This is a genomic window from Spirabiliibacterium falconis (assembly GCF_014885015.1).
In the GTDB taxonomy this organism is placed as follows: domain Bacteria; phylum Pseudomonadota; class Gammaproteobacteria; order Enterobacterales; family Pasteurellaceae; genus Spirabiliibacterium; species Spirabiliibacterium falconis.
The window spans coordinates 45300-71140 of the sequence record NZ_JABMIJ010000006.1; the positions used below are offsets into that span (position 1 = coordinate 45300).

The window sequence follows — 25841 nt, forward strand, 5'->3', positions numbered from 1 at the left end:
CTTGAGCTTATTTTAGGCAAACCTTAGAAAGGCTAATGGATACCCATAATCATGTCTTTGCCTATTTCGGTGGTGTAATATCAAGAGGGAGTTATAATAATCCACCGTAGTAAACAGATAAAACAGGCTAAAGAGTGGGCATTTAATAAGGGATTTTGGTGAATATGTAGGAATAATAGCTGCAGAACTTGCTTTATAGCGAGGATTACCTACTGTAGAAGCCGTTCTCAATCATATTTTCGTTGGACGTCCTGGAATAAAGCCCACTTAGCAACAGCACTAGGGCTACAAGTGACAGAGCAAGGTTATAAGGTTTGTTTTTTAAGTTAATCAATTTGAATTAGACAAGGGAACAAAGTAATTTAAACTTATCCTACAAATAACGGTCAAGATGGTGTTATTTTGGATGAATTAGGTTATCTGCCTTTTGGTTAAAAGAGCGGTTCGTTATTGCTTTATCTAATGAGTCAATTCCATGAATATACTGGAAATGGGGGATGAATTTTACCAATTTAAACATCGTAATTAACCAATAGAGAATAATCAAAGTGGATCACTTTTGATAGATCTTTGTGGTTCAATTTTAGAAGATCATTGACAACATAGTGCTTTCGCTTCGCCTATATATGTTCAAAGGGTGTGTAAGCAGTAGAAGTGGCCCACCAGAGGGCCTATAATATTGGATGAGTGGTTTATAACTAGTTGATAAAGCTGGATAATATTGAATATTATTCAAATTCTAACTCAACTTGTTGTTCACCGAGTATACCTGATAGTGTATCTAATAGGGTATCATTTGGTGTGATTCGCCATTGGGTGCCTAAATGTAATCTCGCTCGCCCTTGTGCACTATGATAATAAATATTAATGGGTAATACACCGTGACTATGTGGTGTGAGTAGGGTTTTGAGTTCATTAACAAAGTGCGGTGTTAGCATATCTTCACTCACACTTAAGGCAAGACTTTTTGCATAGCGACTGCGCGCTTGATCAAGAGTTTGCAATTCACGCACATTCATGCGTAGTCCTTGTGAGTAATCATCAAAACTGATTTGTCCTGTAATAATGACAATATTATCTTTGCTTAGGTATTCTCCATACTGCTCTAATGTTTCTCCAAATAAGGTCGCATCAAGTCGTCCTGAGCGGTCATCAAGTGTGATAATACCAATACGATTTCCTTTTTTTGTCACGGCAATACGCGAATTAACAATTAAGCCATACGCACTATCAAGCTGCCCACGGCGTGTTGGGTTAAGATCGGTTATTCGATTTTTACAATAGTGGGAAAGCTCTTTTAAATAGGGGCTAATAGGGTGTGAACTTAAATATAGCCCTAATGTATCACGCTCACCTTCAAGAATCGTTTTTTCTGACCATTTTGGTGTATTAGCATAAGCAATTTCGACTTCTTCAGGGGCTTGCGTGAGGACTCCAAACATATCGACTTGCCCCATTGCTTCATCTTTAGCGTGTTGATCGGAGGCTTTTAATGCGTCTTGTAAATTTTGGGCAAGTGCGGCACGATGCGGTCCGAGTTTATCAAACGCACCTGAGAGAATGAGGTTGTCAAATGTGCGTCGATTAATTTTTTTCAAGTCAACACGCGCGCACAAATCAAATAAATCTTTAAACCGTCCATTTGCTGCTCTGGCGTCAATAATCGTGCTAATAGGGGCTTCTCCAACCCCTTTGATAGCCCCCAGTCCATAGACAATTTCACCTTTCTCATTAACGCTGAAGCGGTATTCTCCATTATTAATATCTGGCGGTAATACGGTCAACCCCATACGCAAACATTCATCATAGAAACCAACAATTTTGTCGGTGTTATCCATCTCTGATGTCATGACGGCAGCCATAAATTCCGCGGGATAATGGGCTTTCAGCCATAGTGTTTGATAAGATACTAGTGCATAAGCAGCAGAATGCGATTTATTAAAGCCGTAGCCGGCAAATTTCTCTACCAAATCGAAGATTTTCATCGACAAATCGCCGTCGATGTTATTTTGGATTGCACCTTGTTCAAAAACACTACGCTGTTTTGCCATTTCTTCAGGTTTTTTCTTACCCATCGCTCGGCGTAATAAGTCTGCACCACCAAGTGTATAACCTGCAAGCACTTGGGCAATTTGCATCACTTGCTCTTGGTAGAGAATAATGCCATATGTAGGTTCTAAAATAGGCTTGAGCGATTCATGTTGATATTGTGCATCTGGGTATGAAATCTCTTCTTCTCCGTGTTTACGGCGGATAAAATTATCCACCATGCCCGATTGGAGAGGGCCAGGACGAAAGAGTGCGACTAATGCGATAATATCTTCAAAGCAGTCAGGTTTTAAGCGTGAAATGAGATCTTTCATCCCTCGTGATTCAAGCTGAAAAACGGCAGTTGTTTGTGCATCGAGTAGCAGTTTGAAGGCTTTTTCATCATCTAATGGAATTCGATCAATCGCAACGGGTTCTTTACCTTCTCGAGCCAAACGTGCGTTAATCATATCCACTGCCCATTTTATAATGGTTAAGGTACGCAAACCGAGAAAGTCAAATTTTACTAACCCTGCATATTCCACATCGTTTTTATCAAAATGGGTGACAGGGTGTAGCCCCTCAGGATCACAGTAAAGTGCGGCAAAATCGGTGATAGTGGTAGGCGAAATAACAACCCCTCCAGCATGTTTGCCTGCATTGCGAGTTACGCCTTCTAATTTGCGCGCCATATCAATCAAGGCTTTCACTTCTTCATCGCTATCGTAGGCTTGCCCTAATTGTGGTTCTTCTTCAAAGGCTTTAGCTAGTGTCATTCCTGGTGTTGGCGGAATTAATTTTGCAATGCGATCGACAAAACCATAAGGATGCCCAAGTACTCGCCCCACATCTCGAATTACCGCTTTGGCAGCCATCGTTCCGAAGGTGATGATTTGTGACACCGCGTCACGTCCATACATATCTGCCACATGATCAATTACGCGGTCACGTCCATCCATACAAAAATCAACGTCAAAGTCTGGCATGGATACCCGTTCAGGGTTTAAAAAACGCTCAAAGAGAAGATCAAATGCTAAAGGGTCAAGATCGGTAATTTTTAGGGCATATGCGACTAAAGAGCCAGCACCCGAGCCTCGCCCTGGTCCAACAGGAATGTCATTATCTTTTGACCACTGGATAAATTCCATCACGATTAAAAAGTAGCCAGGGAACCCCATTTGGTTGATCACGTCCAACTCAGTTTGTAATCGTTCGTCATACGTTGGCCGTTTTTCTGACCGCACTTTAGGATCAGGAAAAAGTGCGGTTAGCCGCTCTTCTAATCCTTCTTTTGCGCGTTTGATGAGGTAATCTTCTGTGCTTAGCTCGCCCGTTGGAAATTGAGGAAGAAAATATTGCCCCAGTCGAATCGTGACATTACAGCGTTGGGCTATCATAAGGGAATTTTCGATAGCTTGTGGAATATCAGCAAACAACTCGCACATTTCCTGTTCGCTTTTTAGGTATTGCTGGTTGCTATACCGTTGAGGGCGTTTAGGATCATCGAGTGTATAGCTATCATGGATGGCGACGCGAATTTCATGCGCCTCAAAATCATCTTGTTTTAAAAAGCAGACTTCATTTGTGGCAACAATGGGAATATGGTGCTTTTGCGCCAATGGAATAGCTTGTTGGATATATAATTCTTCGTTTTCACGGCCTGTGCGAACAAGCGTTAGGTAATAATGGTCAGGAAAATGCGTTTGATAAAACGAAAGTGCGGTTTCAGCAGCACCGAGTTGATTATTAACCAAAAAACGTCCTACATCGCCATTACGCCCACCTGAGAGAATAATGATGCCGTCTTTATGTTCAATGAGCCAATCTTGATCGATCGTCGGTTTATTGAAATAGCCCCGTTGATAGGCCTTGGAGACCAACAGTGTGATATTTTTATAACCGTCGTTATTTTTAGCCAATAGCGTTAAGGCAAAAGGCTCATTTCCTGCAAGTTCACTTTGCACTAACACATCAACACCAATAATCGGTTTGATGCCCTTGCTTAAAGTTTCGCCATAAAAACGCACTAAGCCACAAAAGTTACTAAAGTCGGTCAGTGCCATGGCGACCATGGTGTTTTCAGCGCACTGTGCAACAAGGGGCTTAACTTTGGCTAAGCCATCCACCATAGAAAAATCACTGTGTACTTGAAGATGTACAAAGCGTGCATTGTTTTGCGTTTGAATATTTTGCATATTATTTTGATAAATAGGCGTTGAGATCGTCATTATGTTTGTGTTTGATCAATCGACTAGCTGGGCGTAGATAATCCTCCTTATTCGGATCAACTTTTTTAGCCTTTTGTATCATACTTTCAATAGTAACACCTTGCACTAAAATAGAAAACATCACCACTGCATAAGTCATGACCAAAATAACATCACGCACATCAAGACCGCTATCCGCAATATTGGCCACACCGCTTGGAATGGATAATGCCATTGCAAGTGCTAATCCGCCGCGTAAACCGCCCCACGTCATAATTTTGAGGGTATATGGATTGTAAGTGCGGTAAAAACGAAAGAATTGGTATGGAATCCATAGGCTACAATACCGTGAAATCAGGCAAATCGGTATAGCAAGACAGAGTAGAATTAGGCTTTGCCAAGATACCGTAATAAGTAATAAGGCAAGTCCAATCAGCAAAAAGAGAAGTGAATTGAGAAAATGATCAATCATTTCCCAGAAATGATCCAAATAACGCTGACTTTGCTCAGAAAAACCTTTATTGCGCGTCCAGTTACCCACCATAATGCCTGATACGACCATTGCTAGAGCACCAGAAACATGCAAATGATTGGCTAAAATAAAGCCCGCGGTTGGAATGGTCAGCGTGAGTAAGATTTCCATACTGCCGTCATCCGTTGCAGAGATAAGGTAATGCGCGATCACGCCGAGTATAAGCCCAAATGCAATTCCACCTATGGCTTCATGCAAAAACAGACTTAAAATACCGCTAAAAGTGGGATCTTCACCGCTAAATGCGACGGTAAAGATCGTAACGAAAATCACTAAACCTACGCCGTCATTAAATAATGATTCTCCTTCAACTTGCATTGAGAGCCGCTTAGGCGCGCGTAAGTTTTTGATAATGGCTAACACCGCAATGGGATCGGTTGGTGAGATTAATGCCCCAAACAACACACAATAAATAAATGGAATGGGGAGGGCAATGAGATGGGCGGCGAAATAAATTAAAATGCCGATAAAAAAGGTTGACGCAAGCGTAGAAAACAGTGCAAAGACCGCAATTTCCCATTTTTGATCTTTTAAAATGGGAATTTTAATCCCCAGTGCGCCAGCAAATAGCAAGAAACCTAAAATGCCATTTAATAGAAAACTTTTAAAATCAATTTGTTGCATGACATTGGTGGCGAGATTTTCTAGACTAAACCAACCCAGTGCACCACAAATCAGTAAGATAAGTGAACCCACCATTGCGGTTGCACTAATTGCAATTGTTGACTGAATGCGTGCACTGATCTTGCTTGTGATAAAACCAATTAAAATAGACACTGCCGATAAAAAACAAATATAGGTATAAATACCCATCAATTACACCTTTTCTAACTATAATTGCGCAAATTAAACCAATTTCCCCTTCGTATGTAAAGCAACAAATTGTTATATTAGTTGTCTAACGTGTTGAGCAGGCAAAATGAATGAAACATAAACGCAAAATATGGTGGCTGGGCGCAGTTATTTTAGGAGTAGTCGTGGCTTATCAGTATATTAAACCCTTAAAAATTTTTACTCAGCCTGAAATTGACACCATCAATTTGCCAGCACCGACTCATAGCGAGCAATTGGCGCAACGTACGCATAATTTACGCTGTTTTGAACACCCCCAAACACAACCGATCACCGATAAAATACGCTTTCGTTTAGTGAATTGGAATATACACAAAGGTGAAGATGCTGGTTGGCAAGAAACGTTACAGCATTATGCTACACAGGCGGATTTTCTCTTGTTACAAGAAGCAACACAGCATAATCAAATCGCCGATATTTTGCCACACACGAAGCCGTGGTACGGCATTCACGCTGGGACATTTTCTTACCATAATGATATGTCGGGTGTGATGTTGTTAGCGAATTACCGTCCTCATCGCTATTGTATCGCGTCAGAGCAAGAGCCTTGGATTCGCATTCCTAAAATTGCCCAAGCCGCTCACTTTACCCTGCCAGATCACCGCACTTTATTGCTAATTAACGTTCATTTAGTGAATTTTGAATGGAATCCGAAAAATTACGAGCAGCAGCTTAAAGCGATGTTTGAACTGATCAGTCATCATCAAGGTCCTATCATTTTAGCAGGCGATTTTAACAGTTGGCGAGCACGTAGAATGCGCTTATTAATGCGGTTAGTGGAGCAGTATGGCATGCGGGCAGTGAAATTTAATCCTGACTTTCGTAAACACTTTATGCACAATAGGCTAGATCATATTTTCGTGCGTGATCTCAAGATAGTGAATGCGTGGACAGAGAAAACAACTGCTTCCGATCACAACCCACTAATTATGGATTTTCAGCTAGAATAAGTTGCGCTTTGGCATGTTGCACTAATGCGATACGCGTTTTTGTTAATTGTTCACGAATTTGTGCACCGTGAAATCCGCTTGTAATAATGTCTTGCACATTCGTTTGACAGGCAGCACGATATAATTGCAACGCTAACGCAGCTTGTGGATAAACCGCATTTTCAAATCCCGTACGCCCACGACTATCGGCTGTGCAGACAAGGGTTAAATCAGTCAGATTATCGGGCTTACGCCATACATCAATACGATCAAAAAAGCGAATAATGGTGCTGGCTTTCATCTCGGTGATACGATGAATATGAGAATGATAACGGCAACTTAAGATAGCAAAGTGCGCAACCGCACTTGGCACTTTTAGTCGCTGGCAGAGCTGTTGAGTTGGCTGCACGCCACGTTCTTCGTGCCCATAATGATGGGGGAGAATGTCCTTAGGCGTTAGTGCTTTCCCTAAATCGTGGGTGAGTGCAGCAAACCGCACTTTGATTTTTCGCTCACTGCTTTCATTAGCGGTTAGTAGTGCACTTTGATGCAATACCATTAGCGTATGGATACCGCTGTCAATTTCAGGATGATGCTTGGCAGGATTAGGTACGCCAAATAGTGCATCGATTTCTGGAAAGAGAATCGCCAGTGCGCCGCATTCATGCAACGCAGAGAAAAAATGCTCTGGATTTTGACTTAACAGTGCTTTTTCACATTCCAACCACACGCGTTCAGGTGTGAGAAATGCCAGTTCACCACTTTTAGCCATATCACGCATTAGGGCAAGGGTTTCAGGTGCAATCGTAAAACCGAGATGGGCAAATCGGGCATAAAATCGTGCCACTCGTAACACCCGCAGTGGATCTTCTTTAAACGCATCAGAAATGTGGCGTAAAGTGCGGTTGGCTAAATCGTGTTGTCCGCCGTAAGGATCGATAATTTCACCGTGTTCATTTTCGGCAATGGCATTAATGGTTAAGTCACGCCGTTTGAGATCTTGCTCAAGTGTGACGCTTGGAGGGAAATCGACATTAAATCCTTGATAGCCGTGCCCTGATTTGCGTTCAATGCGTGCAAGGGCATATTCTTCGTGAGTTTGCGGGTGTAAAAATACAGGGAATTGATTGCCAACTTGTAAAAAACCTTGCGCTAACATGACCTGTGGGGTTGTCCCTACAACAACGAAATCGCGATCAACAACCTCCAATCCTAGTAGGCGATCGCGCACTGCGCCGCCTACGAGATAAATTTGAGGGTTGACCGCACTTTGCATTACGCCCAGCCATCACGCCGACGGCGTGGAAATAAACGTGGGATAATTAAGCCCAACAATAAGCCGACCAACATAACCGAACCGCCGTATAAGAACCAGCGAATAATGATCTCTTGTTTTTCGGCACTTAACAGGGCTTCATATTCTTTATTTTTATTTTGTACGGTGGTAAGTTGCCGTTTTAATTGACTATTTTGTTCTAGTAATTGACTGCTTTGTGCTTCGGCTTGGCGCGTTCGGCGTTGCATTTCACTGACACGTTGTTGCCATTCTTCGTCAATTTTATTGAGTTTTAAACTCAGCTCCTGAATTTGATTTTTGAGTGCAGGCACTTGCGTTTTTCCACTCGGCTCAGTGGATAATTCACTGCTTAAAATCCATCCTTCACGGTTGCGACTATCGCGAATTAAGCTGTATTTATCTTTTTGATTAAGCACATTAACTTTTTCGCCTGCTTTAATCGAGCCTGAAATACGATATTCATCACCCGCACCTTTACGAAGATAGGTGCCTAAATCGTCGGTAACATAACGCGTATCCGCTAAAATTGGGGCAGCAAAACAAAGAGAAAGTGCGGTTATAGTGAGTGTTTTCAATCTATTTTTCATAGAAATCCTGTTTATTGTTATGAAGTCGGTCAGAACAAACTGACCGACATACTTGAATTATAGAAAGATAGCGTGTAGTAGATAGTAAAAAATGATAGCAAAAAATGCACCAGCAGGTAAAGTGATCACCCAAGATGCGAAGATATTGCGAATAACGCCCAAATTAAGTGCGGCAATCCCGCGGGCAAAACCAACGCCAAGTACAGCCCCCACAAGGGTTTGTGTGGTAGAAATAGGTAGCCCTGTGCCTGATGCGACAACAACGGTAATGGCTGTTGCAAATTCAGCAGAAAATCCACGACTTGGGGTCAGATCGGTTATACCACCGCCGATGGTGCCCATTACACGGTAGCCCATTAAGGCTAATCCCAAAACGATACCAAGCGCACCAAGCGGCAAAACCCACCAAGCAATCGCACTTTGAGCGACAATTTCACCGCCACCTTGCACGATTGATACTACGGCAGAAAGAGGCCCGATAGCATTGGCAACGTCATTGGAACCGTGCGCAAATGCCATTGAACAAGCTGTAAGTAACATTAAAATGCTAAATACTTTTTCAACACCACCAAATGTGCCACCTTGTACACGATTTTCAAAAGATTGACTACGGAAATAAAAATAACAAAAAATGATAGAGCAAACACTAATCACAAGAGAGATAAGGAAAGTTTCCATGGTGGAGAGGTGAAGACCAACGTGTTTTAGTCCTTTTGTCATTGTCACGATGCTTAAAATAAAGCTGGTTAGCCCCATATAGTAGGGACCATATTTTTGAGCATTATCTAGCGGTGCATCGGTATCAAAAATCAGCTTTTGGGTGCTAATAAAAATAGCATAAGCGATAATCCCTGAAATAACAGGGGTAATAAACCAACTGCCGACGATACTTTTGACCGTGCCCCATTCCACCGTATGTGCACCGACGGTAACACAGGCAAAGCCAATTAATGCACCAACGATTGAGTGTGTGGTTGACACAGGCCAGCCCATATAGGATGCAATTAAGAGCCAAGCACCAGCAGAGAATAGAGCAGACATCATTCCTAAGATGAGTGTTTGCGGTTCACCAGCAAATAGGGTTGGGTCAATAATACCACTTTTAATGGTTTGCGTTACTTCACCACCAGCCAAATAAGCCCCAGCAAACTCAAATATCATGGCGATGATAATCGCTTGCTTGGCAGTGATTGTGCCAGAGCCAACAGATGTTCCCATCGCATTAGAAACATCGTTTGCACCGATACCGAATGCCATTAAAAGCCCAGCGATAGCAGTTATGATGACAATCATTTGCCCATATTGTGCAATAAATTCCATAACGAGATCCTTGCTTGATACTTACTTATGCTAAGAACGTGCCAACATTAATTCAATGCGTGAACCAACACGTTGTGCTTGGTCAGCCAGTACGCCAATCCATTCAATGATCTTATATAAGAAAATAATATCAACAGGCTTAAACTGATCTTCAATTGCCATTAAAGCACGACGTAATACCACTTGTTGATGATCGGTATCATCTTCGATAGTGTCTAGAGAATTAATCATTTTATTGACAAAATTCAGCTCACGACCTTTAAAGCCAGTTTCCAAGAGCCCTTCCATCTCTTCAATCACTAAATTGACTTGCCGTGCTGCATCAAGGCTACGTTTAACATACACCAAGAAATCGGCTTGCAACGCTTCTGGAATATATAACTGTCTACCAATAACACGCCCTGCAACATCTTTAGCGTAGTTTGCCAGTTTATCTTGTTGGGTGACTAATTCTAATAAATCAGTGCGGTCAACAGGCATAAACAAGCCACGCGGCAAACGTAGGCGAATCTCACGTTTTAATACATCTGCTTCACGCTCAGTCAATGAAATTTTTTCGCGTAATGCTTCTGCTTTTTCCCAATCTTTCGCAAATGATGCCTCAAAAAATGGCTCTAAATAATCACAGCATTCGCGCACTTTTTTGGAATGTTTTTCAAGAGGCTTAAGAGGTGATTGAGCAAAAAGCCCAAGAATATTATTGATTGGCATTGCATAACTCCTTCATTGGGATAAATCACAATTATAATAATGTTGATGGCATTATACCTAAAATAACCTTATTGCGCATTGAAAAATCGCCTATTATCTCATTTCCTGAGAAACCGCACTTTTCATTCGTGGATTAGCACAAATAGACAAAAGGCTGTTATAATCTCAAGTTACATTACACCATTTTAAGGAAATATATGTTGCCTGAAGTTGAAGTTAAACTCCTTGTGAAACCAAATGTCGCAACATTCTTAAGCCAAGCATTAAGCGATTATCGCCTACTTTCTCATACACAAGCCGTGCTTGGTAATTGCTATTATGACAGTGAAGATCACTATTTTTCACGCCATAAAATGGGATTGCGTGTGCGTACAATCAATCAAGCATTTGAGTTAACTTTAAAATTATCAGGTAACGTAACAGGTGGTTTACACCAACGTCCTGAATACACGGTTGCTTTGACGAGTCCAAAGCCTGATCTTGCACGCTTTTCTGTATTTCCAGAATTAACATTGGAACAACCATTGGCAGCCTTGCAGGCGAGCCTACGCGCGATTTTTAGTACAGATTTTTTACGCCAAACCTGGACGGTTGAACTTGGTACTGGCGCGGTGGTGGAAGTTGCACTGGATCAAGGCGAAATTATTGCACACTCTAAGCGTGAATCTATCAGCGAAATTGAGTTTGAGCTTAAGTGCGGTACGATCGATGAACTGCTGGTGTTTGTGTCTCAAATTGCTGCAATTGATGGGGCGCGTTTTGGGCAGGTTAGCAAAGCGGAGCGAGGTTATCAGTTAGCGGGAATTAGCCAAGTGTCGCCAGATCCCATCGTCTTACCACAGGCAATCACATTATCAACCTTGACCGCACTTTTAAGCCAAGAGCTACGTTATATTGATGCCATATTAGTAGATGGGCGGCGATGTGCTTTAGCTGAGCTGACCGCACTTTACCAATTTTGGCAAACGTCGCAGGCAACTATTACGCAGTGCATCGCACAGCAAAGCAAAGTGCGGTTGGAAAACGAACAAATTGAGCACTTTTTTGAGCTGAATACACGGATTTTGAGTAAATTACATGCGATTGCACAGCTTCCAACCGATGCACAACAGGTTGCTTTAGATCATCTGTTTTATTCTCATCTGTGTATGCGTCGTCACCTTTTCTTAATTCAACTGAGCATCGGATAATTATGGCAAAAGCAGCAAAAAAAGCCTATGTGTGCAATGATTGTGGTGCGGAGTATGCACGCTGGCAAGGGCAGTGTGGTGCATGTAAGGCGTGGAATACAATCACTGAGGTACGTATTGCGCCCGCTGTTGCAAAAGGTAGTCGCTTTAGCGGTTATGCAGGCGAACGCACCGCCAAAGTACAACTGCTGTCAGAGATTAGCTTGCAAGAGCTACCTCGCTTTTCGAGTCAATTTAGTGAGCTAGATCGGGTGCTCGGTGGCGGTGTGGTGCCAGGCAGTACTATTTTGATTGGAGGTCACCCTGGTGCGGGGAAAAGTACGCTACTTTTGCAAGTGATGTGTGCATTGTCGCAAAAGATGAAAACGTTGTATGTAACGGGGGAAGAATCACTGCAACAAGTGGCAATGCGAGCCAATCGCTTGGGCTTACCAACAGAACAGCTCAACATGTTGTCAGAAACATCCGTAGAACAAATTTGCGCGATTGCGGATGTCGAAAAGCCGCAGGTGATGGTGATCGACTCCATTCAGGTGATGCACTTGGCAGATATTCAATCTTCGCCAGGCAGTGTGGCACAAGTGCGAGAATGCGCCACGTTTTTAACCCGTTATGCCAAAACGCATCAAGTGGCGATTATTATGGTTGGGCATGTAACCAAAGATGGCACCCTGGCAGGGCCCAAAGTGCTTGAGCATTGTATTGACTGTTCTATTTTATTAGAAGGTGAAGCAGATTCACGCTACCGCACTTTGCGTAGCCAAAAAAATCGCTTTGGGGCAGTGAATGAACTTGGCGTATTTGCTATGACCGAGCAAGGTCTGCGCGAGGTTAAAAATCCATCCGCTATCTTTTTAAGCCGTGGTGAAGAGCAAACGCCAGGCAGTTCCGTAATGGTGATTTGGGAAGGGACCCGCCCCTTATTAGTGGAAATTCAAGCATTGGTTGATCATTCTATGCTCGCCAATCCTCGGCGTGTTGCAGTGGGGCTTGAACACAATCGCTTGGCGTTATTATTAGCGGTATTACATCGCCATGGCGGTTTGCAAATGTCGGATCAAGATGTCTTTGTTAATGTGGTGGGCGGGGTAAAAGTGACCGAAACAGGGGCTGATTTAGCACTACTTTTAGCACTGATTTCCAGTTTCCGCAATCGTCCCTTGCCACAGGATTTGGTGGTGTTTGGCGAAGTTGGGCTTGCGGGAGAAATTCGCCCCGTAGCAAGCGGGCAAGAGCGAATTAGCGAAGCGGCAAAGCACGGTTTTCGTCGTGCGATAGTCCCTTTTGCGAATAAACCGAAAAGTGCGGTTGCCAATATGCAGGTTTTTACCGTGAAAAAATTAAGTGATGCCATTGACGTGTTGGATAATTTTTAAGGAACAGCATGGCAGATCATTATAAAACTCAGCTTGACCGCACTTTTAGCCCTGATGGCATACTTGCTCAGCATATTCAAGGTTTTCAACCTCGCGTTGAGCAAACCACAATGGCAAGTGCGGTTGGTGAGGCGATCGTGGCGCAATCGCAGTTAGTGATTGAAGCGGGTACTGGCACAGGAAAAACATTTGCCTATTTAGTGCCAGCCATGTTATCGGGTAAAAAAACAATCATTTCCACGGGATCAAAAAACTTACAAGATCAGCTCTATAAACGTGATTTACCGACTATTCAAAAGGCATTGCAATACAGTGGTAAATTAGCCTTATTAAAAGGGCGCAGTAATTATCTTTGTCTTGAACGCTTAGATAAATTAATCGCCGAAGGTGTGCTAGGTGATCGCAGCGTATTGACCGATTTACATCGTGTGCGTAAATGGCAAGCAGAAAGCCATAGTGGTGATTTGAGCGAGTGCAGAGCCCTTGCGGAAGATAGTCCATTATTACCACAATTAACGAGCACTGCAGAAAGTTGCCTTGGCTCAGACTGCCCACAATATAAAGAGTGCTATGTCGTTAAAGCACGCAAAAAAGCACTTGAGGCTGATTTAGTGGTAGTTAATCACCACCTTTTTTGTGCAGACATGGCGGTGAAAGAGGGTGGTTTTGGGGAGTTAATTCCCAATGCAGATATTGTCATTTTCGATGAAGCTCATCAATTACCCGATATTGCCAGTCACTATTTTGGACAGTCGATCAGTTCGCGGCAATTATTTGATTTATGTCGTGATACAACCCTGTGCTATCGCACTGAATTGAAAGATGCAAAGCAGCTTGCTACGGCCTCGGATCATATGCAAAAAATGGTGCAGGATTTTCGCTTATTGTTGGGGGAAGGCAATGTGCGAGGCAATTTGCGTGAATTTTTACACGCAAGCGAGGCGCAAAGTGCGGTTGCGACATTGTCAGATAATCTGGTATTTCTGCGTGATGTTGTTAAAACCCATTTAGGGCGAAGCCCGACAATAGACAGTATTTATGAGCGTATCAATGAGATTATTATTACGCTAGAACGGATATGCCACACTGAACAAACAGGGTATTGCTATTGGTTTGAAACATTTAATCGCCATTTCACATTACATATCACACCGTTAACCGTCGCGGAAAAATTTGGACAGCAACTTCAGGAGCACGCTGCGGCATGGATTTTTACATCGGCCACCTTAGAGGTAGGAGGGCGATTTGACTTTTTCTGTCAACGAATGGGCATTACTCACGCCACTGAAATTGTATTGAGCTCACCTTTTGATTATCAAAAACAGGCAATGCTCTGTGTGCCCCGATTTTTGCCTGCCAGTAATCAACGCAATACGGCTAACAGACTCGGCGAAATGCTACAAGATGTTATTGAAAGCAATCAGGGAAGGTGTTTTTTGCTTTGCACCTCATATCAAATGATGCGTGATTTAGCCGATTTTTTGCGTGAAAATAGCCAATTAAATGTATTATGCCAAGGGCAAATGAGTAAAATTGAGTTATTACGTCAATTTTCATGCCAATCCAACAGCGTATTGGTGGCAACCGCCAGTTTTTGGGAGGGGATTGATGTGCGAGGTGACAGCCTATCGCTGGTCATCATCGACAAATTGCCGTTTACGGCACCCGATGAACCTCTACTCAAAGCACGCATTGAAGATTGCCGTTTGCGTGGAGGTGACCCGTTTTATGATATACAATTACCAAGTGCGGTTATCACCTTAAAGCAAGGCGTTGGGCGGTTAATTCGAGATATGAATGATCGTGGCGTGATTATTATTTGTGATAGCCGCTTGGTGATGCGACCTTACGGGCAAACCTTTATTAAAAGTTTGCCGAATGCAAAGCGCACACGCGATTTGGCGAAAGCAAAACAGTTTTTAATGCAGACAAGAGAATAATATGACAACATTACTGGCACTGGATACGGCAACAGAAGCATGCTCGGTTGCACTGCTATATCGTGGCGACATCATTAGCCTTGATGAGCTGAGTCCCAAAGCACATACTCAGCGCATTTTGCCTATGGTGGATGCGATTTTGGCACAAGCGGGCATCGGGCTAAATTCAGTAGATGGTTTAGTTTATGGACGTGGACCAGGAAGTTTCACTGGGGTACGCATTGGATGTGGTATTGCACAAGGGTTGGCATTAGGTGCGGATCTGCCTGTGATTGGCGTGTCTAATCTTACTGTAATGGCACAAGCAGCGTATCAAAAGTGCGGTGCGAAAACCGCACTTTGTGCCATTGATGCACGCATGGGGGAGGTGTATTTCTCCGTTTTGCAACATCAAGCACTCGAGATTGCGGGTCAGCGATATGCTCATTGGCATCCGATTGTGAATGAATGTGTATTACCGCCAGAGCAAGTGATTGCTCAATGTGAAGCATTGGATTTGGGATCGGCAAACTGTGTGGGTACAGGTTGGGAGGCGTATCCTAGATTATCGCAACTCTGCCAAAGTGCGGTTGAAATCACACTTCCATCTGCACAATATATGTTGCCGTTGGCACAAGCGGCGTGGGCGAAAAAGCACACACACACAGCACTGGATATTGAACCTGTGTATATCCGCAATCAAGTAACATGGAAAAAATTACCAGGTAGGGAGTAGGGAGACATTATGAAATGGAAAATGGCAGTTATTGCATTATCAACGGTTGTACTTAACGCATGCCAACTTGCACCGCAAGGACTGGAGCGTGGCGAGCATACATTAATTAGTTTTGAGACGCTAGCTGACGCAAACAGTCAATGTCAATGTGTCAACGTACGTTTAGGGGGGAAGGTAATTAGTGCAAAAGCCCTTGCAAATGGGCGAAGTGAGCTTGAAGTGTTGAGTTTACCCGTAGATAAATTCAGTGCTAAGCCAATTCCACAAGCCCATAGTAATGGCCGATTTATTGCACAGATACCGCACTTTATCGATCCATTAAGCATTAAAGATCACTATATTACAGTCAAAGGCGTATATAGTGGGCAACGCAAAGGCAAAATTGATGAAGCAGATTATGCGTATCCTGTTATCGTGGCGGATAAGTTTCATCAATGGCAGACCTATGTTGAATATTATAATGATGAAGATCCTTGGTATGGCGTGCGTTCACCGTTTTTCTTATCTGGCGGATTTTTAGATTTACCCGTGATAAAAACGCGGATTGCATTGCAATAATACGATTAACTTGTTATAAAACCTAAAAAAGAATGGATAACAATTATGGAAAAAATTTGGTTTGATAATTACCCACCAGATGCGGAACGTGAGATTAAAACGGATAAATACCGCACTTTGCTTGATATGTTTGATACCGCTGTGCGTGAACGCCCTGATCAAGCCGCTTACATCAACATGGGAAAGGTCTTAACGTGGCGCAAGCTTGAAGAACGCTCTCGTGCGTTTGCAGCGTATTTGCAAAATGAGCTGAAATTACAACAAGGTGACCGCGTGGCATTGATGATGCCCAACTTATTGCAATACCCCATTTCCCTGTTTGGCGTGTTACGAGCAGGTCTCATTGTAGTGAATGTCAATCCGCTTTATACACCGCGTGAATTAGCACATCAATTACAAGATAGCGGAGCGAAAGCGATTGTTGTCGTGTCCACTTTTGCCGCAACACTTGAAAGTGTTGTAAAAGAGACCGAGGTCAAACATGTTATTTTAACGCGCATGGGCGATCAACTGTCGTTTGGTAAACGTAATTTGGTAAACTTTGTTGTTAAATACATCAAAAAATTAGTACCAAAATATAAATTACCTGGTGCGGTTACGTTTCGCGAAGTGTTGCGCATAGGCAAATTTCGTCAATATGTACAACCAGTGGTTCAGCCTGATGATCTGGCATTTTTACAATATACGGGTGGTACAACGGGCGTGGCTAAAGGTGCGATGCTTAGCCATAAAAATATTTTAACAAATATTTTCCAAGCCAAATGGGTTGCAGAGCCATTTTTGCGTAATTCGCCGCACCGAGAAGCCATTATCGCGTTGCCACTTTACCACGTATTTGCCCTTACCGTGAATTGTCTGCTGTTTGTAGAGCTCGGCTTAACAGGCATTTTGATCACCAATCCGCGCGATATTAATGGTTTTGTGCGTGAATTAAAACGCCATCCATTTGTGGCGATAACTGGTGTGAATACGCTTTATAATGCTTTATTAAATAACGAAAACTTCCGAGAATTGGATTTTTCTTCTCTATTATTAACCGTAGCGGGCGGTATGTCGGTCAATCAATCGGTGGCACAACGTTGGCACAAACTGACAGGTACTAATATCATAGAAGGTTATGGTATGACCGAATGCTCTCCGCTAATTGCGGCTTGCCCACCGCACTCGAAAGAGCATAACGGGAATATTGGCGTGCCTGTGCCAAATACAGACATCAAGATCGTTGATGAAAATGGTCATGAAGTGGGTATCGGTGTACGGGGTGAACTGTGGGTCAAAGGTGACCAAGTGATGAAAGGCTATTGGCAACGCCCAGAAGCTACGGCAGAGGTGCTACAAGATGGCTGGATGGCAACGGGCGATATTGTCGTGATGGGAGAAGATCACAATCTCAAAATCGTCGATCGCAAGAAAGATATGATCAATGTATCAGGCTTTAATGTGTTTCCCAATGAAATTGAAGATGTGGTGATGCTCAATTATAAAGTCGCTGAAGTGGTGGCTATTGGTGTGCCTGATGCGCACAGTGGTGAAAAAGTGAAAATTTTCGTGGTTAAACGTGATGACAGTCTAACGCAAGATGAATTGCGCGCACACTGCCGTCAACATTTAACAGGCTATAAAGTGCCACGAGAAATAGAATTCCGTCTCGAATTGCCAAAGAGCAATGTTGGCAAAATTCTTCGCCGTGTTGTGCGTGATGAAGAGCTCGCAAAATTTGCACAGACTGAAGCTCAACATGATTAAACTTGCACCACAGCCTGATGTTATATGGGTGGACAGTAATGAGACGCTGCTAGAAATCTGCCAAAGTGCGGTTAAACACAGCGTGATTGCGCTTGATACAGAGTTTATCCGCACGCGTACGTTTTATCCGCAGTTGGGCTTGATCCAACTCTATGATGGTGAAACGCTCGCACTGATTGATCCGTTGGCGATCAGTGATTTTTCACCATTCACCTCATTGCTGAAAAATCCTCAGGTGCTTAAAGTGTTGCATGCGTGCAGTGAAGATTTAGAGGTGTTTGCACATTATTTCAAGCAACAACCACACCCCATGATTGATACGCAAATTGTGGCGGATTTTATGGGATTTGGTGGCTCAACAGGCTTTGCCAAATTAATTGAACACTATTTTTCCATTACCTTAGATAAAGGGGCATCACGCACGGACTGGCTAGCACGTCCACTTAGTGCTGAACAGCTGCGTTATGCTGGTGCGGATGTCTATTATCTTTTGCCTCTCTTTGTGCAAATGCGGGAAACACTGCCTGCAAAATGGAAAAGTGCGGTATTTGAAGAGAGTTCGTACTTAATAGAGAAATCCATGCAGGCGGTGAATCCAGAGCAGGCCTATCTTAGCATTGGTAATGCGTGGCGTTTAAAGAATGAACAATTACTAGCATTAAAATTGCTAGCACAATGGCGTTTTAACTTGGCAATGCGCAATGATATTGCGCTGAATTTTATCATCAAAGAAACCGCACTTTTTCAGGCTGCACAAGCGATGATTAAACAGCCATCGGCATTGGCGGCGTTTGATGTCCATCCGCAAACCATTCGTCGCTATGGCAAAAAAATTGTGCAGTTGATCGCACAAGCACAAAAAGCATCTGCAGAAAGTTATCCGCCAGCCATCGTACAAATTGCAACGCAAGCAAGTTATAAAAAACGCATGAAATTTATGCAGCAACAACTTGCAGCTATTACACCAGAGAATATTACCAAAGAACGTCTTGGCAGTCGCAAGTTATTGCACCAACTGATTAAGTGGCGTTGGTATAATCCTGATCAAACCTTACCGCAACCACGTTTATTGCAGGGGTGGCGGCAGCCGTTTGGGGAGGCATTGCTTGTGAGCTACGATATTGCTGAGGCAGCAGGGGCTATTTAACGGGCGCACCTTTAAGTAATTTACGTACCCAAGTGCGGTTGGGATTTAGGGCTAACAGCAATGACTGTGCTAATGGCATCGGTTCATTGGCGATTAGCGAGGCTAAACATTCCCCTAATAGTGGTGCACTGGTCAATCCGCGTGAGCCGAGTGCACCTAACAAATATAGATGAGGATAATGCGCAGCAGTTTCAATCGGTTGTTTGCGGCGACGCAGATTAAACAGATTGGCATAGTCGGATACCAGACGTTCGAAGTGCGGTACATTGCCCATAATCGGCAGCCGCTCACGCGTGCCACAGCGCACGCCTACATTACCTTGCATGGTTGATATATCAATTGCGTGCGCCCATGGCTGGGGGATATTGTTGACCAAGCGCGCTTTATTTTCCAACTGCTCTTGTATCGAAAAATAACACTCTGTATTGTCACGCACATGGCTTGCGCCAAGGCAGTGTTGCCCCGCCTGATTGCGGGGAGTTAGATAGCCGTCAAAGCAGAGAACAGCCTTTAAATTATCCAGTGCGGAATGTGTAGAGATGTAGCTGACTTGCCCACGAACAGGGTAAAGAGGAAGTTTTGCTGTCTGGGGAAATTGCGTGATGTTATGTCCACCAGCGAGGATTACGCACTCGTGTGTAAATGTGTGGTCGCCAGCGGATAATTGCCAGCAATTATGTTGTTTACTCTCTATATGGGTAATGTGTGTATTGGTAATGATCTTGACACCGCACTTTTTAAGATAACGCTCACCTTGCTGCATTAATTGACGTGGTGAAAGCCAACCTGCTTCGGGGATAAATCCCCCGTCGTGTGGAATATCAACTCCACAAAGTGCGGTTAACTCCTGTGCGGTTTTGAGTTCAAAAAAGGGAGGATGCCAATGTGCGGCAATATTAGCCAACTTGCGTTTTACCTTACAGTTGTAAGCACAAAGTGCCACGCCATGCCAACCTTGTTCAATTTCACCCAGTTGTTCGGTTAAGTCTGGCAAGATTGCTTTAGCATAGAGAAAACTGTGCGCATAAATCTCACAATTACGGCGATCATCATCGCTTAATTGCGGATAAAGAGCCCCTTGTTCATTGCTTGACGCACTTTGACCCAATGCCTCGTCTTGGCAATATAAGGTTACATTCATCCCGCGCTTTATACAGGCAAGAGCGGTAAATAAACTCGCTACACCACCGCCAATGATGGCAATATCCGTGATGTGGTTTGCAGGTGAATATGCGAACCATGGATATGCAACAGAAGCGGTATTCTCTGTGTGTTTCCAGCCGATCAGCATTTCACGTTTATGAGCGAAGCCTTTACGTTTGCTAACGTTAAACCCCACATTTTCTAACCCTAACCGCACTTTGCTCGCTGCAGTAAAGGTGGAAAATGTCGTGTCTTTGTGGCTAAGGCGTGCCATGTGTTGATAAAGCGACTCGCTCCACATTTCAGGATTTTTACTGGGTGCAAAACCGTCTAAAAACCAGGCATCAATGCGTCCTTGCTGATAATCGCCGAGTTCTGGCAGATGGGTATGAATATCACCAAGCCACAGATCCAGTGTGATTGCATTACCAAAATGACGACGATGACAGCCAGCAATGGGCGTTTTAATCCAGCGTTGTTGTAGCATAGTAGCCAATGCGTTAAGCTCGGGAAAATGTGCTAGCGCGTGTGTGAGCATGGTCTGCGAAAGGGGATATTTCTCAAATGATATAAAAAATAACCGTTGTAGAACTGCACTTGGGTATTGTGTGCGGAACTGTTCGAATAATTGCCAACAAGCAAGAAAATTAAGACCTGTTCCGAAACCTGTTTCAGCAATCACAAAGTGCGGTTTATCCCACGTTTTCCAACGTTCAAATAAATTGTTGCCTTCTAAAAATACATAGCGTGACTCAGCAAGCCCTTGTGAGGGCATAAAATAAATATCGTCAAATTGTTCTGAATACGGGGTATTTTGCGCATCAAGGGTAATGCGTGCAAATTCAATGTTATCTGCCATGGCATGATTTTCCTTTTTCTTTTATTGTAGTCATAGTTAAGGTGAAAATGCGACCGCTAAATGTACTTTTTTGTTTAAAAAATAAGCATAAAAAGAATTCGTTTTTCTGAAAAGCGTGATAATACTTGCAATGTTTTTATTTTATAGTAATTTATTCAGTCAACAGTTGTACTCTGAAATAATTCAACCATACGTTAAAATAGAAAGGGTTAAACATGAAAAGAGCAGTGATTACAGGTTTTGGCATTATTTCGAGCATTGGCAATAATGCACAAGAGGTGCTTGATTCTCTTCAACAGGGCAGATCAGGTATTCGTGCGATGCCAGAATTCGCCGAAATTGGTATGCGTAGCCAAATCGCCGGTACGTTAAAAATTGAGCCAAAAGATCTGATTGACCGTAAAATTATGCGCTTTATGGGAGATGCGGCAGCATATGCTTACCTTTCTATGCAAGAAGCGATTAATAGCGCGGGTCTAAATGAAGCACAAGTATCCAATGAGCGAACTGGACTTGTCGTCGGGGCAGGGGCAGGATCGCCACACAATCAAATTGTTGCCGCCGATGCTATGCGCGGACCACGGGGTGTTAAAGCAATAGGACCTTACGCAGTGACGAAAACCATGGCATCCAGTGTTTCAGCATGCCTTGCAACCCCATTTAAAATTAAAGGTGTGAATTATTCTATTAGCTCAGCGTGTGCGACATCAGCGCACTGTATAGGTCATGCGGTTGAATTGATCCAACTTGGCAAACAAGATGTGGTGTTTGCAGGTGGCGCAGAAGAGTTAGCTTGGGAATGCGCGTGCGAGTTTGATGCAATGGGGGCATTGTCAACAAAATATAACGATACGCCAGAGCTTGCTTCACGAACCTATGATGCCGATCGTGATGGATTTGTTATTTCTGGTGGCGGCGGTATTGTTGTGGTAGAAGAGCTTGAGCATGCACTCGCTCGTGGTGCTACAATTTATGCAGAAATTGTTGGCTATGGCGCATCATCAGATGGTTATGATATGGTTGCGCCAAGCGGTGAGGGGGCTGTACGTTGTATGCGTCAGGCGATGGCAAATTTAGATACGCCTGTGGATTATTTAAATGTACATGGTACATCAACCCCAGTGGGCGATGTGAAAGAGCTCGAAGCCGTGCGTGAGCTTTTTGGGGAAAATACGCCAGCGATTTCTGCGACCAAAGCCATGACGGGGCATGCGCTGGGTGCCGCTGGTGTGCATGAGGCAATTTATTCCTTGCTTATGCTCAATCATGATTTTATTGCACCAAGTATTAATATCAACACCCTAGATGAGAAAGCTCAGGGAATGAACATTATCACTGAGCCTAAAACAGGCGTAAAACTGAATACGGTAATGTCGAATAGTTTTGGATTCGGCGGCACGAATGCAACGTTAGTGTTTAAACGGTTTGAGTAAGTTTTTTTAATAGATTTGCCCGCCAATGTGCGGGCTTTTTGTTTTAAATGGAACAAAAATCAAGTAAACTGATACCGCACTTTTGTGATGGGAAATACTATGTCTAAGAAAAATAATAAAGCGTTAGATGCCACCGACATTAAAATTTTGCAAGAGTTACAGCAAAATGGCAAAATTTCGAATATTGACCTCTCGAAAAAAGTTGGGCTTTCACCAACGCCGTGCCTAGAACGCGTACGTCGCTTAGAGAAGCAAGGCATTATTATGGGGTATCGTGCACTGCTCAATCCCGATTTGCTGGATTCACCGCTATTGGTGATCGTGGAAATTACCCTCGTGCGTGGCAAGCCAGACGTGTTTGAAGAATTTAATCAAGCTGTTCAAAAATTAGATGAGATCCAAGAATGTTTTCTTGTATCGGGTGATTTTGATTATCTCCTAAAAACACGCGTACCCGATATGGCGGCTTATCGTCAACTACTCGGTACAACGCTTCTGCGTCTACCTGGGGTGAATGATACTCGCACCTATGTGGTCATGGAAGAAGTGAAAAAAAGTAATCTGATTCAAATTAAAGCAAAGGCAAAAGCAGAGTAGATTATGATTCAAGGATTCAAACCGTCATACAGTGCAAAGCATTATGTTGTCGAACTCATTTTAGGACTCTGCGTACTGTTTGGTGTTTATTTAATTATTGCGTGGTCAAGTTATAGTGCATTCGATAACGCATGGACTGTCGCGAGCCCGCAGCAAGATACATTGAATAAAGCCGGTCATTTTGGTGCGTTGTGCATTGATATTCTATTTGCCTTATTTGGCACATTGGCGAATTTTCTTCCGTTTGTATTCGTTATTTCAGCTATATTATTGCTACGTAATCGCTGGAAAAATAATTTCAGTAAAAGCCGAATAGCGGTGCGAATGTTGGGGTTTGCACTATTAATGTGTGGCTTAACCGCACTTTCCGCGTTACTGTTCTCGAACAGTGAAATTCACCTTGCCGGTGGCGTATTAGGTGCTGTTTTAGTCAAGACTCTTTACCCAAGTTTAGGCATGTTTGGCACCTTTATGTTGGCATTTTGTGTCGCAGTGGTTGGGTTTATCTTGAGTGCAGGAATGTCATTGGTGATGTTGTTGGTGAGCGGTTATCATTGGCTCACAGCAAAATACGATGATGAAAAAACACCTGAACGTGAGCTTGACCCGCTATTTATGCCATCTGAACCTATCATGATAAATACTCCCGAAGAAAATGTGCAGGATAGAGAGGATCACGATTGCACTACGACACAAAGTGCGGTTGAACTCACACCGTTACCGCCTATTACACAAACGCCTATTGTGCAAAAACCGGATGTGATAGATTTTTCACAAGAGGAGGTTACCGCAGAAGAGATCGTGTTACCGACGGTATCGATGCCACCCTCTATTCGTCCAATGAGCGAAATTGCGCAAAATGTGGTAGAACCTGATGTGAAAAACGATCTATTTGATCTGGATTTACCAGATGAAATAGCACAAAGTGCGGTTGAAGATGAGCTATTTGACCCAACCACCGCCGATCTTGCTAAAGCGTTTGCTGAGCAAGAACAACAAAAAGCGCAAGAGTTGCGTGAACGAGCTAAAGCCATAGGTGCAGAAGCTGAATTGGCGAAAATTCAAGCCCATGAGCAAGCCTTACAGCCGCCACAATATAAAGATTATGCGGCGCACGGCACGCTAATCCATCCGTTATTGCAAAATTCCATGCCAAGCAAAAAAGCCAAACCAAGCACTGCATTGCCAACATTGGATTTGCTTGAGCCGACTAAAGTACAAAATTTATCCGTTGATAAAAGTGATATTCACGCCACCTCCGCACGCATTGAGCAGCAGTTGGCGAATTTCCGCGTGAAAGCGCAAGTGAAAGACGTACTGGTTGGGCCTGTGGTTACGCGCTATGAAATTGAGCTTGAGCCAGGTGTGAAAGCGGCTAAAGTGTCAGGCTTAGACAGTGACTTAGCACGCGCCTTGATGTTCCCTGCAATTCGTATTGCCGAGGTCATTCCAGGCAAGCCATATATCGGAATTGAAACACCAAATAAACACCGTCAAACCGTAGGCTTAAGAGAGGTGTTTGATAGCACACAATTTAGAGAAAGTAACGCTATTTTGCCTATGGCACTGGGCAAAGACATTAGCGGCGAGCCTGTGGTGGTAGATTTGGCGAAAATGCCGCACTTGCTGGTGGCAGGTGCCACGGGGTCGGGTAAATCAGTTGGTGTGAACAGCATGATTTTAAGCCTACTGTATAAACGCAAGCCAGAAGACGTGCGAATGATTATGATTGACCCGAAAGTGGTGGAGCTTTCCATTTATCAAGATATACCGCACTTATTAACCCCGGTTGTAACGGATATGAAAAAAGCGGCGAATGCACTGCGTTGGTGTGTGGACGAAATGGAGCGACGCTATCAACTTCTTTCTGCGCTGTATGTGCGGAATATCGAAGGCTTTAATGACAAAATTAAACAAGCTGAACAGATGCAAATGCCAATTCCAAATCCAATTTGGAAGCCGCGTGATAGCATGGACAGCGCACCACCGCCATTAGAAAAAATGAGTTATATTGTGGTGGTGGTTGATGAGTTTGCTGATTTGATGATGGTGGCGGGCAAACAGGTGGAAGAGCAGATTGCACGCTTGGCACAAAAAGCCCGTGCGGTAGGTATTCACTTAATTTTAGCAACCCAACGCCCATCCGTTGATGTGATTACAGGTCTGATTAAAGCCAACGTCCCAAGTCGGATAGCCTTTACAGTGGCGAGTAAAATCGACTCTCGTACCATCTTAGATTGTGGCGGTGCAGAAGCCTTGTTAGGACGTGGGGATATGCTTTACGCAGGGCCAGGCACATCGGAGCTGGTGCGGATTCACGGCGCATTTATGACCGACAGCGATGTGCAAAATGTGGCAGATGACTGGCGAGCACGCGGAAAACCGCAATATCTTGATGAGATTACGGTTTCACAAGAAGATGAGGAAACACAAAGTGCGGTCGGTGGCAGTGATGAAGAGCTTGATGAACTGTTTGATAGTGTAGTGGAATTTGTGCTGAACACAGGTACCATTTCAATCTCATCCATTCAGCGGAATTTCAAGCTTGGTTTTAACCGTGCTGCGCGGATTGTGGATCAAATGGAAGCGCAGGGGATTGTTTCTGCCCCCTCTAACGGGAAACGTGAAATTTTAGCCCCACGTCATGAAACATAAGAAACTTAAAAGCCAAAGT

18 protein-coding genes are annotated in these 25841 nt (G+C 43.5%); 11 read left to right on the forward strand and 7 right to left on the reverse strand.

Features of this window, described 5'->3' with window-relative positions; genetic code table 11:
* Positions 1-728: 728 nt before the first annotated feature.
* Together dnaE and HPC40_RS02845 are read right to left on the reverse strand one after the other, a co-directional pair.
* Positions 729-4223: a DNA polymerase III subunit alpha gene (gene dnaE / locus HPC40_RS02840; RefSeq protein WP_208118296.1), complete on the reverse strand. Its 3495-nt coding sequence runs from the start codon at positions 4221-4223 to the stop codon at positions 729-731.
* 1 nt (position 4224) lies between these two features.
* The gene (locus HPC40_RS02845) at positions 4225-5580 is read right to left on the reverse strand and encodes a cation:proton antiporter (protein ID WP_208117977.1); all 1356 of its coding nucleotides are present in this window, start codon (positions 5578-5580) and stop codon (positions 4225-4227) included.
* A gap of 110 nt (positions 5581-5690) precedes the next feature.
* Here HPC40_RS02845 and HPC40_RS02850 point away from each other — a divergent pair, with 110 nt between their 5' ends.
* Positions 5691-6569, forward strand: coding sequence for an endonuclease/exonuclease/phosphatase family protein (locus HPC40_RS02850; RefSeq protein WP_208117978.1), 879 nt, complete (start codon positions 5691-5693; stop codon positions 6567-6569).
* Here the strand turns inward: HPC40_RS02850 and HPC40_RS02855 are convergent.
* Genes HPC40_RS02855 through HPC40_RS02870 form a run of 4 tightly spaced genes read right to left on the reverse strand, consistent with a single transcriptional unit; the run spans position 6547 to position 10463 of the window.
* On the reverse strand, positions 6547-7824 hold the full coding sequence (locus tag HPC40_RS02855; protein WP_208117979.1) for a multifunctional CCA addition/repair protein: 1278 nt from the start codon (positions 7822-7824) through the stop codon (positions 6547-6549). The genes HPC40_RS02850 and HPC40_RS02855 overlap by 23 nt on opposite strands.
* Positions 7824-8432 carry a TIGR04211 family SH3 domain-containing protein gene (locus HPC40_RS02860; RefSeq protein WP_208117980.1) on the reverse strand — a complete coding sequence of 203 codons (609 nt, stop codon included), beginning with the start codon at positions 8430-8432 and terminating at the stop codon, positions 7824-7826. The genes HPC40_RS02855 and HPC40_RS02860 overlap by 1 nt, the downstream gene beginning before the upstream one ends.
* 57 nt (positions 8433-8489) lie before the next feature.
* Positions 8490-9752: an inorganic phosphate transporter gene (locus tag HPC40_RS02865; RefSeq protein WP_208117981.1), complete on the reverse strand. Its 1263-nt coding sequence runs from the start codon at positions 9750-9752 to the stop codon at positions 8490-8492.
* 30 nt (positions 9753-9782) lie between these two features.
* A complete protein-coding gene (locus HPC40_RS02870; protein WP_208117982.1) occupies positions 9783-10463 on the reverse strand; it encodes a TIGR00153 family protein in 681 nt (226 codons plus the stop codon).
* Between the two features lie 197 nt (positions 10464-10660).
* Here HPC40_RS02870 and HPC40_RS02875 point away from each other — a divergent pair, with 197 nt between their 5' ends.
* From HPC40_RS02875 to rnd, 7 genes are read left to right on the forward strand one after another with little or no spacing between them, the layout of a single operon-like run.
* Positions 10661-11653, forward strand: coding sequence for a CYTH domain-containing protein (locus HPC40_RS02875; protein WP_208117983.1), 993 nt, complete (start codon positions 10661-10663; stop codon positions 11651-11653).
* A 2-nt stretch (positions 11654-11655) separates the two neighbouring features.
* The gene (radA, locus tag HPC40_RS02880; RefSeq protein WP_208117984.1) at positions 11656-13029 is read left to right on the forward strand and encodes a DNA repair protein RadA; all 1374 of its coding nucleotides are present in this window, start codon (positions 11656-11658) and stop codon (positions 13027-13029) included.
* 8 nt (positions 13030-13037) lie between these two features.
* Positions 13038-14969, forward strand: coding sequence for an ATP-dependent DNA helicase (locus HPC40_RS02885; RefSeq protein ID WP_208117985.1), 1932 nt, complete (start codon positions 13038-13040; stop codon positions 14967-14969).
* 1 nt (position 14970) lies between these two features.
* Positions 14971-15684 (forward strand): tRNA (adenosine(37)-N6)-threonylcarbamoyltransferase complex dimerization subunit type 1 TsaB, encoded by a 714-nt coding sequence (gene tsaB, locus HPC40_RS02890; RefSeq protein ID WP_208117986.1) that lies wholly within the window; start codon positions 14971-14973, stop codon positions 15682-15684.
* Positions 15685-15693: 9 nt separating this feature from the next.
* Positions 15694-16242 (forward strand): Slp family lipoprotein, encoded by a 549-nt coding sequence (locus tag HPC40_RS02895; protein ID WP_208117987.1) that lies wholly within the window; start codon positions 15694-15696, stop codon positions 16240-16242.
* 45 nt (positions 16243-16287) lie between these two features.
* The gene (fadD, locus tag HPC40_RS02900; protein ID WP_208117988.1) at positions 16288-17988 is read left to right on the forward strand and encodes a long-chain-fatty-acid--CoA ligase FadD; all 1701 of its coding nucleotides are present in this window, start codon (positions 16288-16290) and stop codon (positions 17986-17988) included.
* Entirely contained in the window at positions 17981-19135 is a 1155-nt protein-coding gene (gene rnd / locus HPC40_RS02905) for a ribonuclease D (RefSeq protein ID WP_208117989.1), read from the forward strand. The genes fadD and rnd overlap by 8 nt, the downstream gene beginning before the upstream one ends.
* Here the strand turns inward: rnd and mnmC are convergent.
* Positions 19128-21137, reverse strand: a complete 2010-nt coding sequence (mnmC, locus tag HPC40_RS02910; protein WP_208117990.1) for a bifunctional tRNA (5-methylaminomethyl-2-thiouridine)(34)-methyltransferase MnmD/FAD-dependent 5-carboxymethylaminomethyl-2-thiouridine(34) oxidoreductase MnmC — start codon at positions 21135-21137, stop codon at positions 19128-19130. The two genes, rnd and mnmC, sit on opposite strands and share 8 nt — an antisense overlap.
* A 215-nt stretch (positions 21138-21352) precedes the next feature.
* On the opposite strand from mnmC, the gene fabB reads away from it, so the two are divergent.
* From fabB to HPC40_RS02925, 3 genes are all read left to right on the forward strand, one after another.
* Positions 21353-22570 (forward strand): beta-ketoacyl-ACP synthase I, encoded by a 1218-nt coding sequence (gene fabB, locus HPC40_RS02915; protein ID WP_208117991.1) that lies wholly within the window; start codon positions 21353-21355, stop codon positions 22568-22570.
* 99 nt (positions 22571-22669) lie between these two features.
* A complete protein-coding gene (gene lrp, locus HPC40_RS02920) occupies positions 22670-23167 on the forward strand; it encodes a leucine-responsive transcriptional regulator Lrp (protein ID WP_208117992.1) in 498 nt (165 codons plus the stop codon).
* A gap of 3 nt (positions 23168-23170) precedes the next feature.
* The gene (locus HPC40_RS02925; RefSeq protein WP_208117993.1) at positions 23171-25822 is read left to right on the forward strand and encodes a DNA translocase FtsK; all 2652 of its coding nucleotides are present in this window, start codon (positions 23171-23173) and stop codon (positions 25820-25822) included.
* Positions 25823-25841 lie beyond the last annotated feature (19 nt).

Bases quoted from the DNA above. Each gene is read 5' to 3' on its own strand.
- dnaE (WP_208118296.1), bottom strand. From the start codon at position 4,223: ATGCAAAATATTCAAACGCAAAACAATGCACGCTTTGTACATCTTCAA.
- lrp (WP_208117992.1), top strand. From the start codon at position 22,670: ATGTCTAAGAAAAATAATAAAGCGTTAGATGCCACCGACATTAAAATT.
- fabB (WP_208117991.1), top strand. From the start codon at position 21,353: ATGAAAAGAGCAGTGATTACAGGTTTTGGCATTATTTCGAGCATTGGC.
- HPC40_RS02875 (WP_208117983.1), top strand. From the start codon at position 10,661: ATGTTGCCTGAAGTTGAAGTTAAACTCCTTGTGAAACCAAATGTCGCA.
- rnd (WP_208117989.1), top strand. From the start codon at position 17,981: ATGATTAAACTTGCACCACAGCCTGATGTTATATGGGTGGACAGTAAT.
- HPC40_RS02870 (WP_208117982.1), bottom strand. From the start codon at position 10,463: ATGCCAATCAATAATATTCTTGGGCTTTTTGCTCAATCACCTCTTAAG.
- HPC40_RS02845 (WP_208117977.1), bottom strand. From the start codon at position 5,580: ATGGGTATTTATACCTATATTTGTTTTTTATCGGCAGTGTCTATTTTA.
- HPC40_RS02850 (WP_208117978.1), top strand. From the start codon at position 5,691: ATGAAACATAAACGCAAAATATGGTGGCTGGGCGCAGTTATTTTAGGA.
- tsaB (WP_208117986.1), top strand. From the start codon at position 14,971: ATGACAACATTACTGGCACTGGATACGGCAACAGAAGCATGCTCGGTT.
- HPC40_RS02865 (WP_208117981.1), bottom strand. From the start codon at position 9,752: ATGGAATTTATTGCACAATATGGGCAAATGATTGTCATCATAACTGCT.
- radA (WP_208117984.1), top strand. From the start codon at position 11,656: ATGGCAAAAGCAGCAAAAAAAGCCTATGTGTGCAATGATTGTGGTGCG.
- HPC40_RS02925 (WP_208117993.1), top strand. From the start codon at position 23,171: ATGATTCAAGGATTCAAACCGTCATACAGTGCAAAGCATTATGTTGTC.
- HPC40_RS02885 (WP_208117985.1), top strand. From the start codon at position 13,038: ATGGCAGATCATTATAAAACTCAGCTTGACCGCACTTTTAGCCCTGAT.
- HPC40_RS02855 (WP_208117979.1), bottom strand. From the start codon at position 7,824: ATGCAAAGTGCGGTCAACCCTCAAATTTATCTCGTAGGCGGCGCAGTG.
- mnmC (WP_208117990.1), bottom strand. From the start codon at position 21,137: ATGGCAGATAACATTGAATTTGCACGCATTACCCTTGATGCGCAAAAT.
- HPC40_RS02895 (WP_208117987.1), top strand. From the start codon at position 15,694: ATGAAATGGAAAATGGCAGTTATTGCATTATCAACGGTTGTACTTAAC.
- HPC40_RS02860 (WP_208117980.1), bottom strand. From the start codon at position 8,432: ATGAAAAATAGATTGAAAACACTCACTATAACCGCACTTTCTCTTTGT.
- fadD (WP_208117988.1), top strand. From the start codon at position 16,288: ATGGAAAAAATTTGGTTTGATAATTACCCACCAGATGCGGAACGTGAG.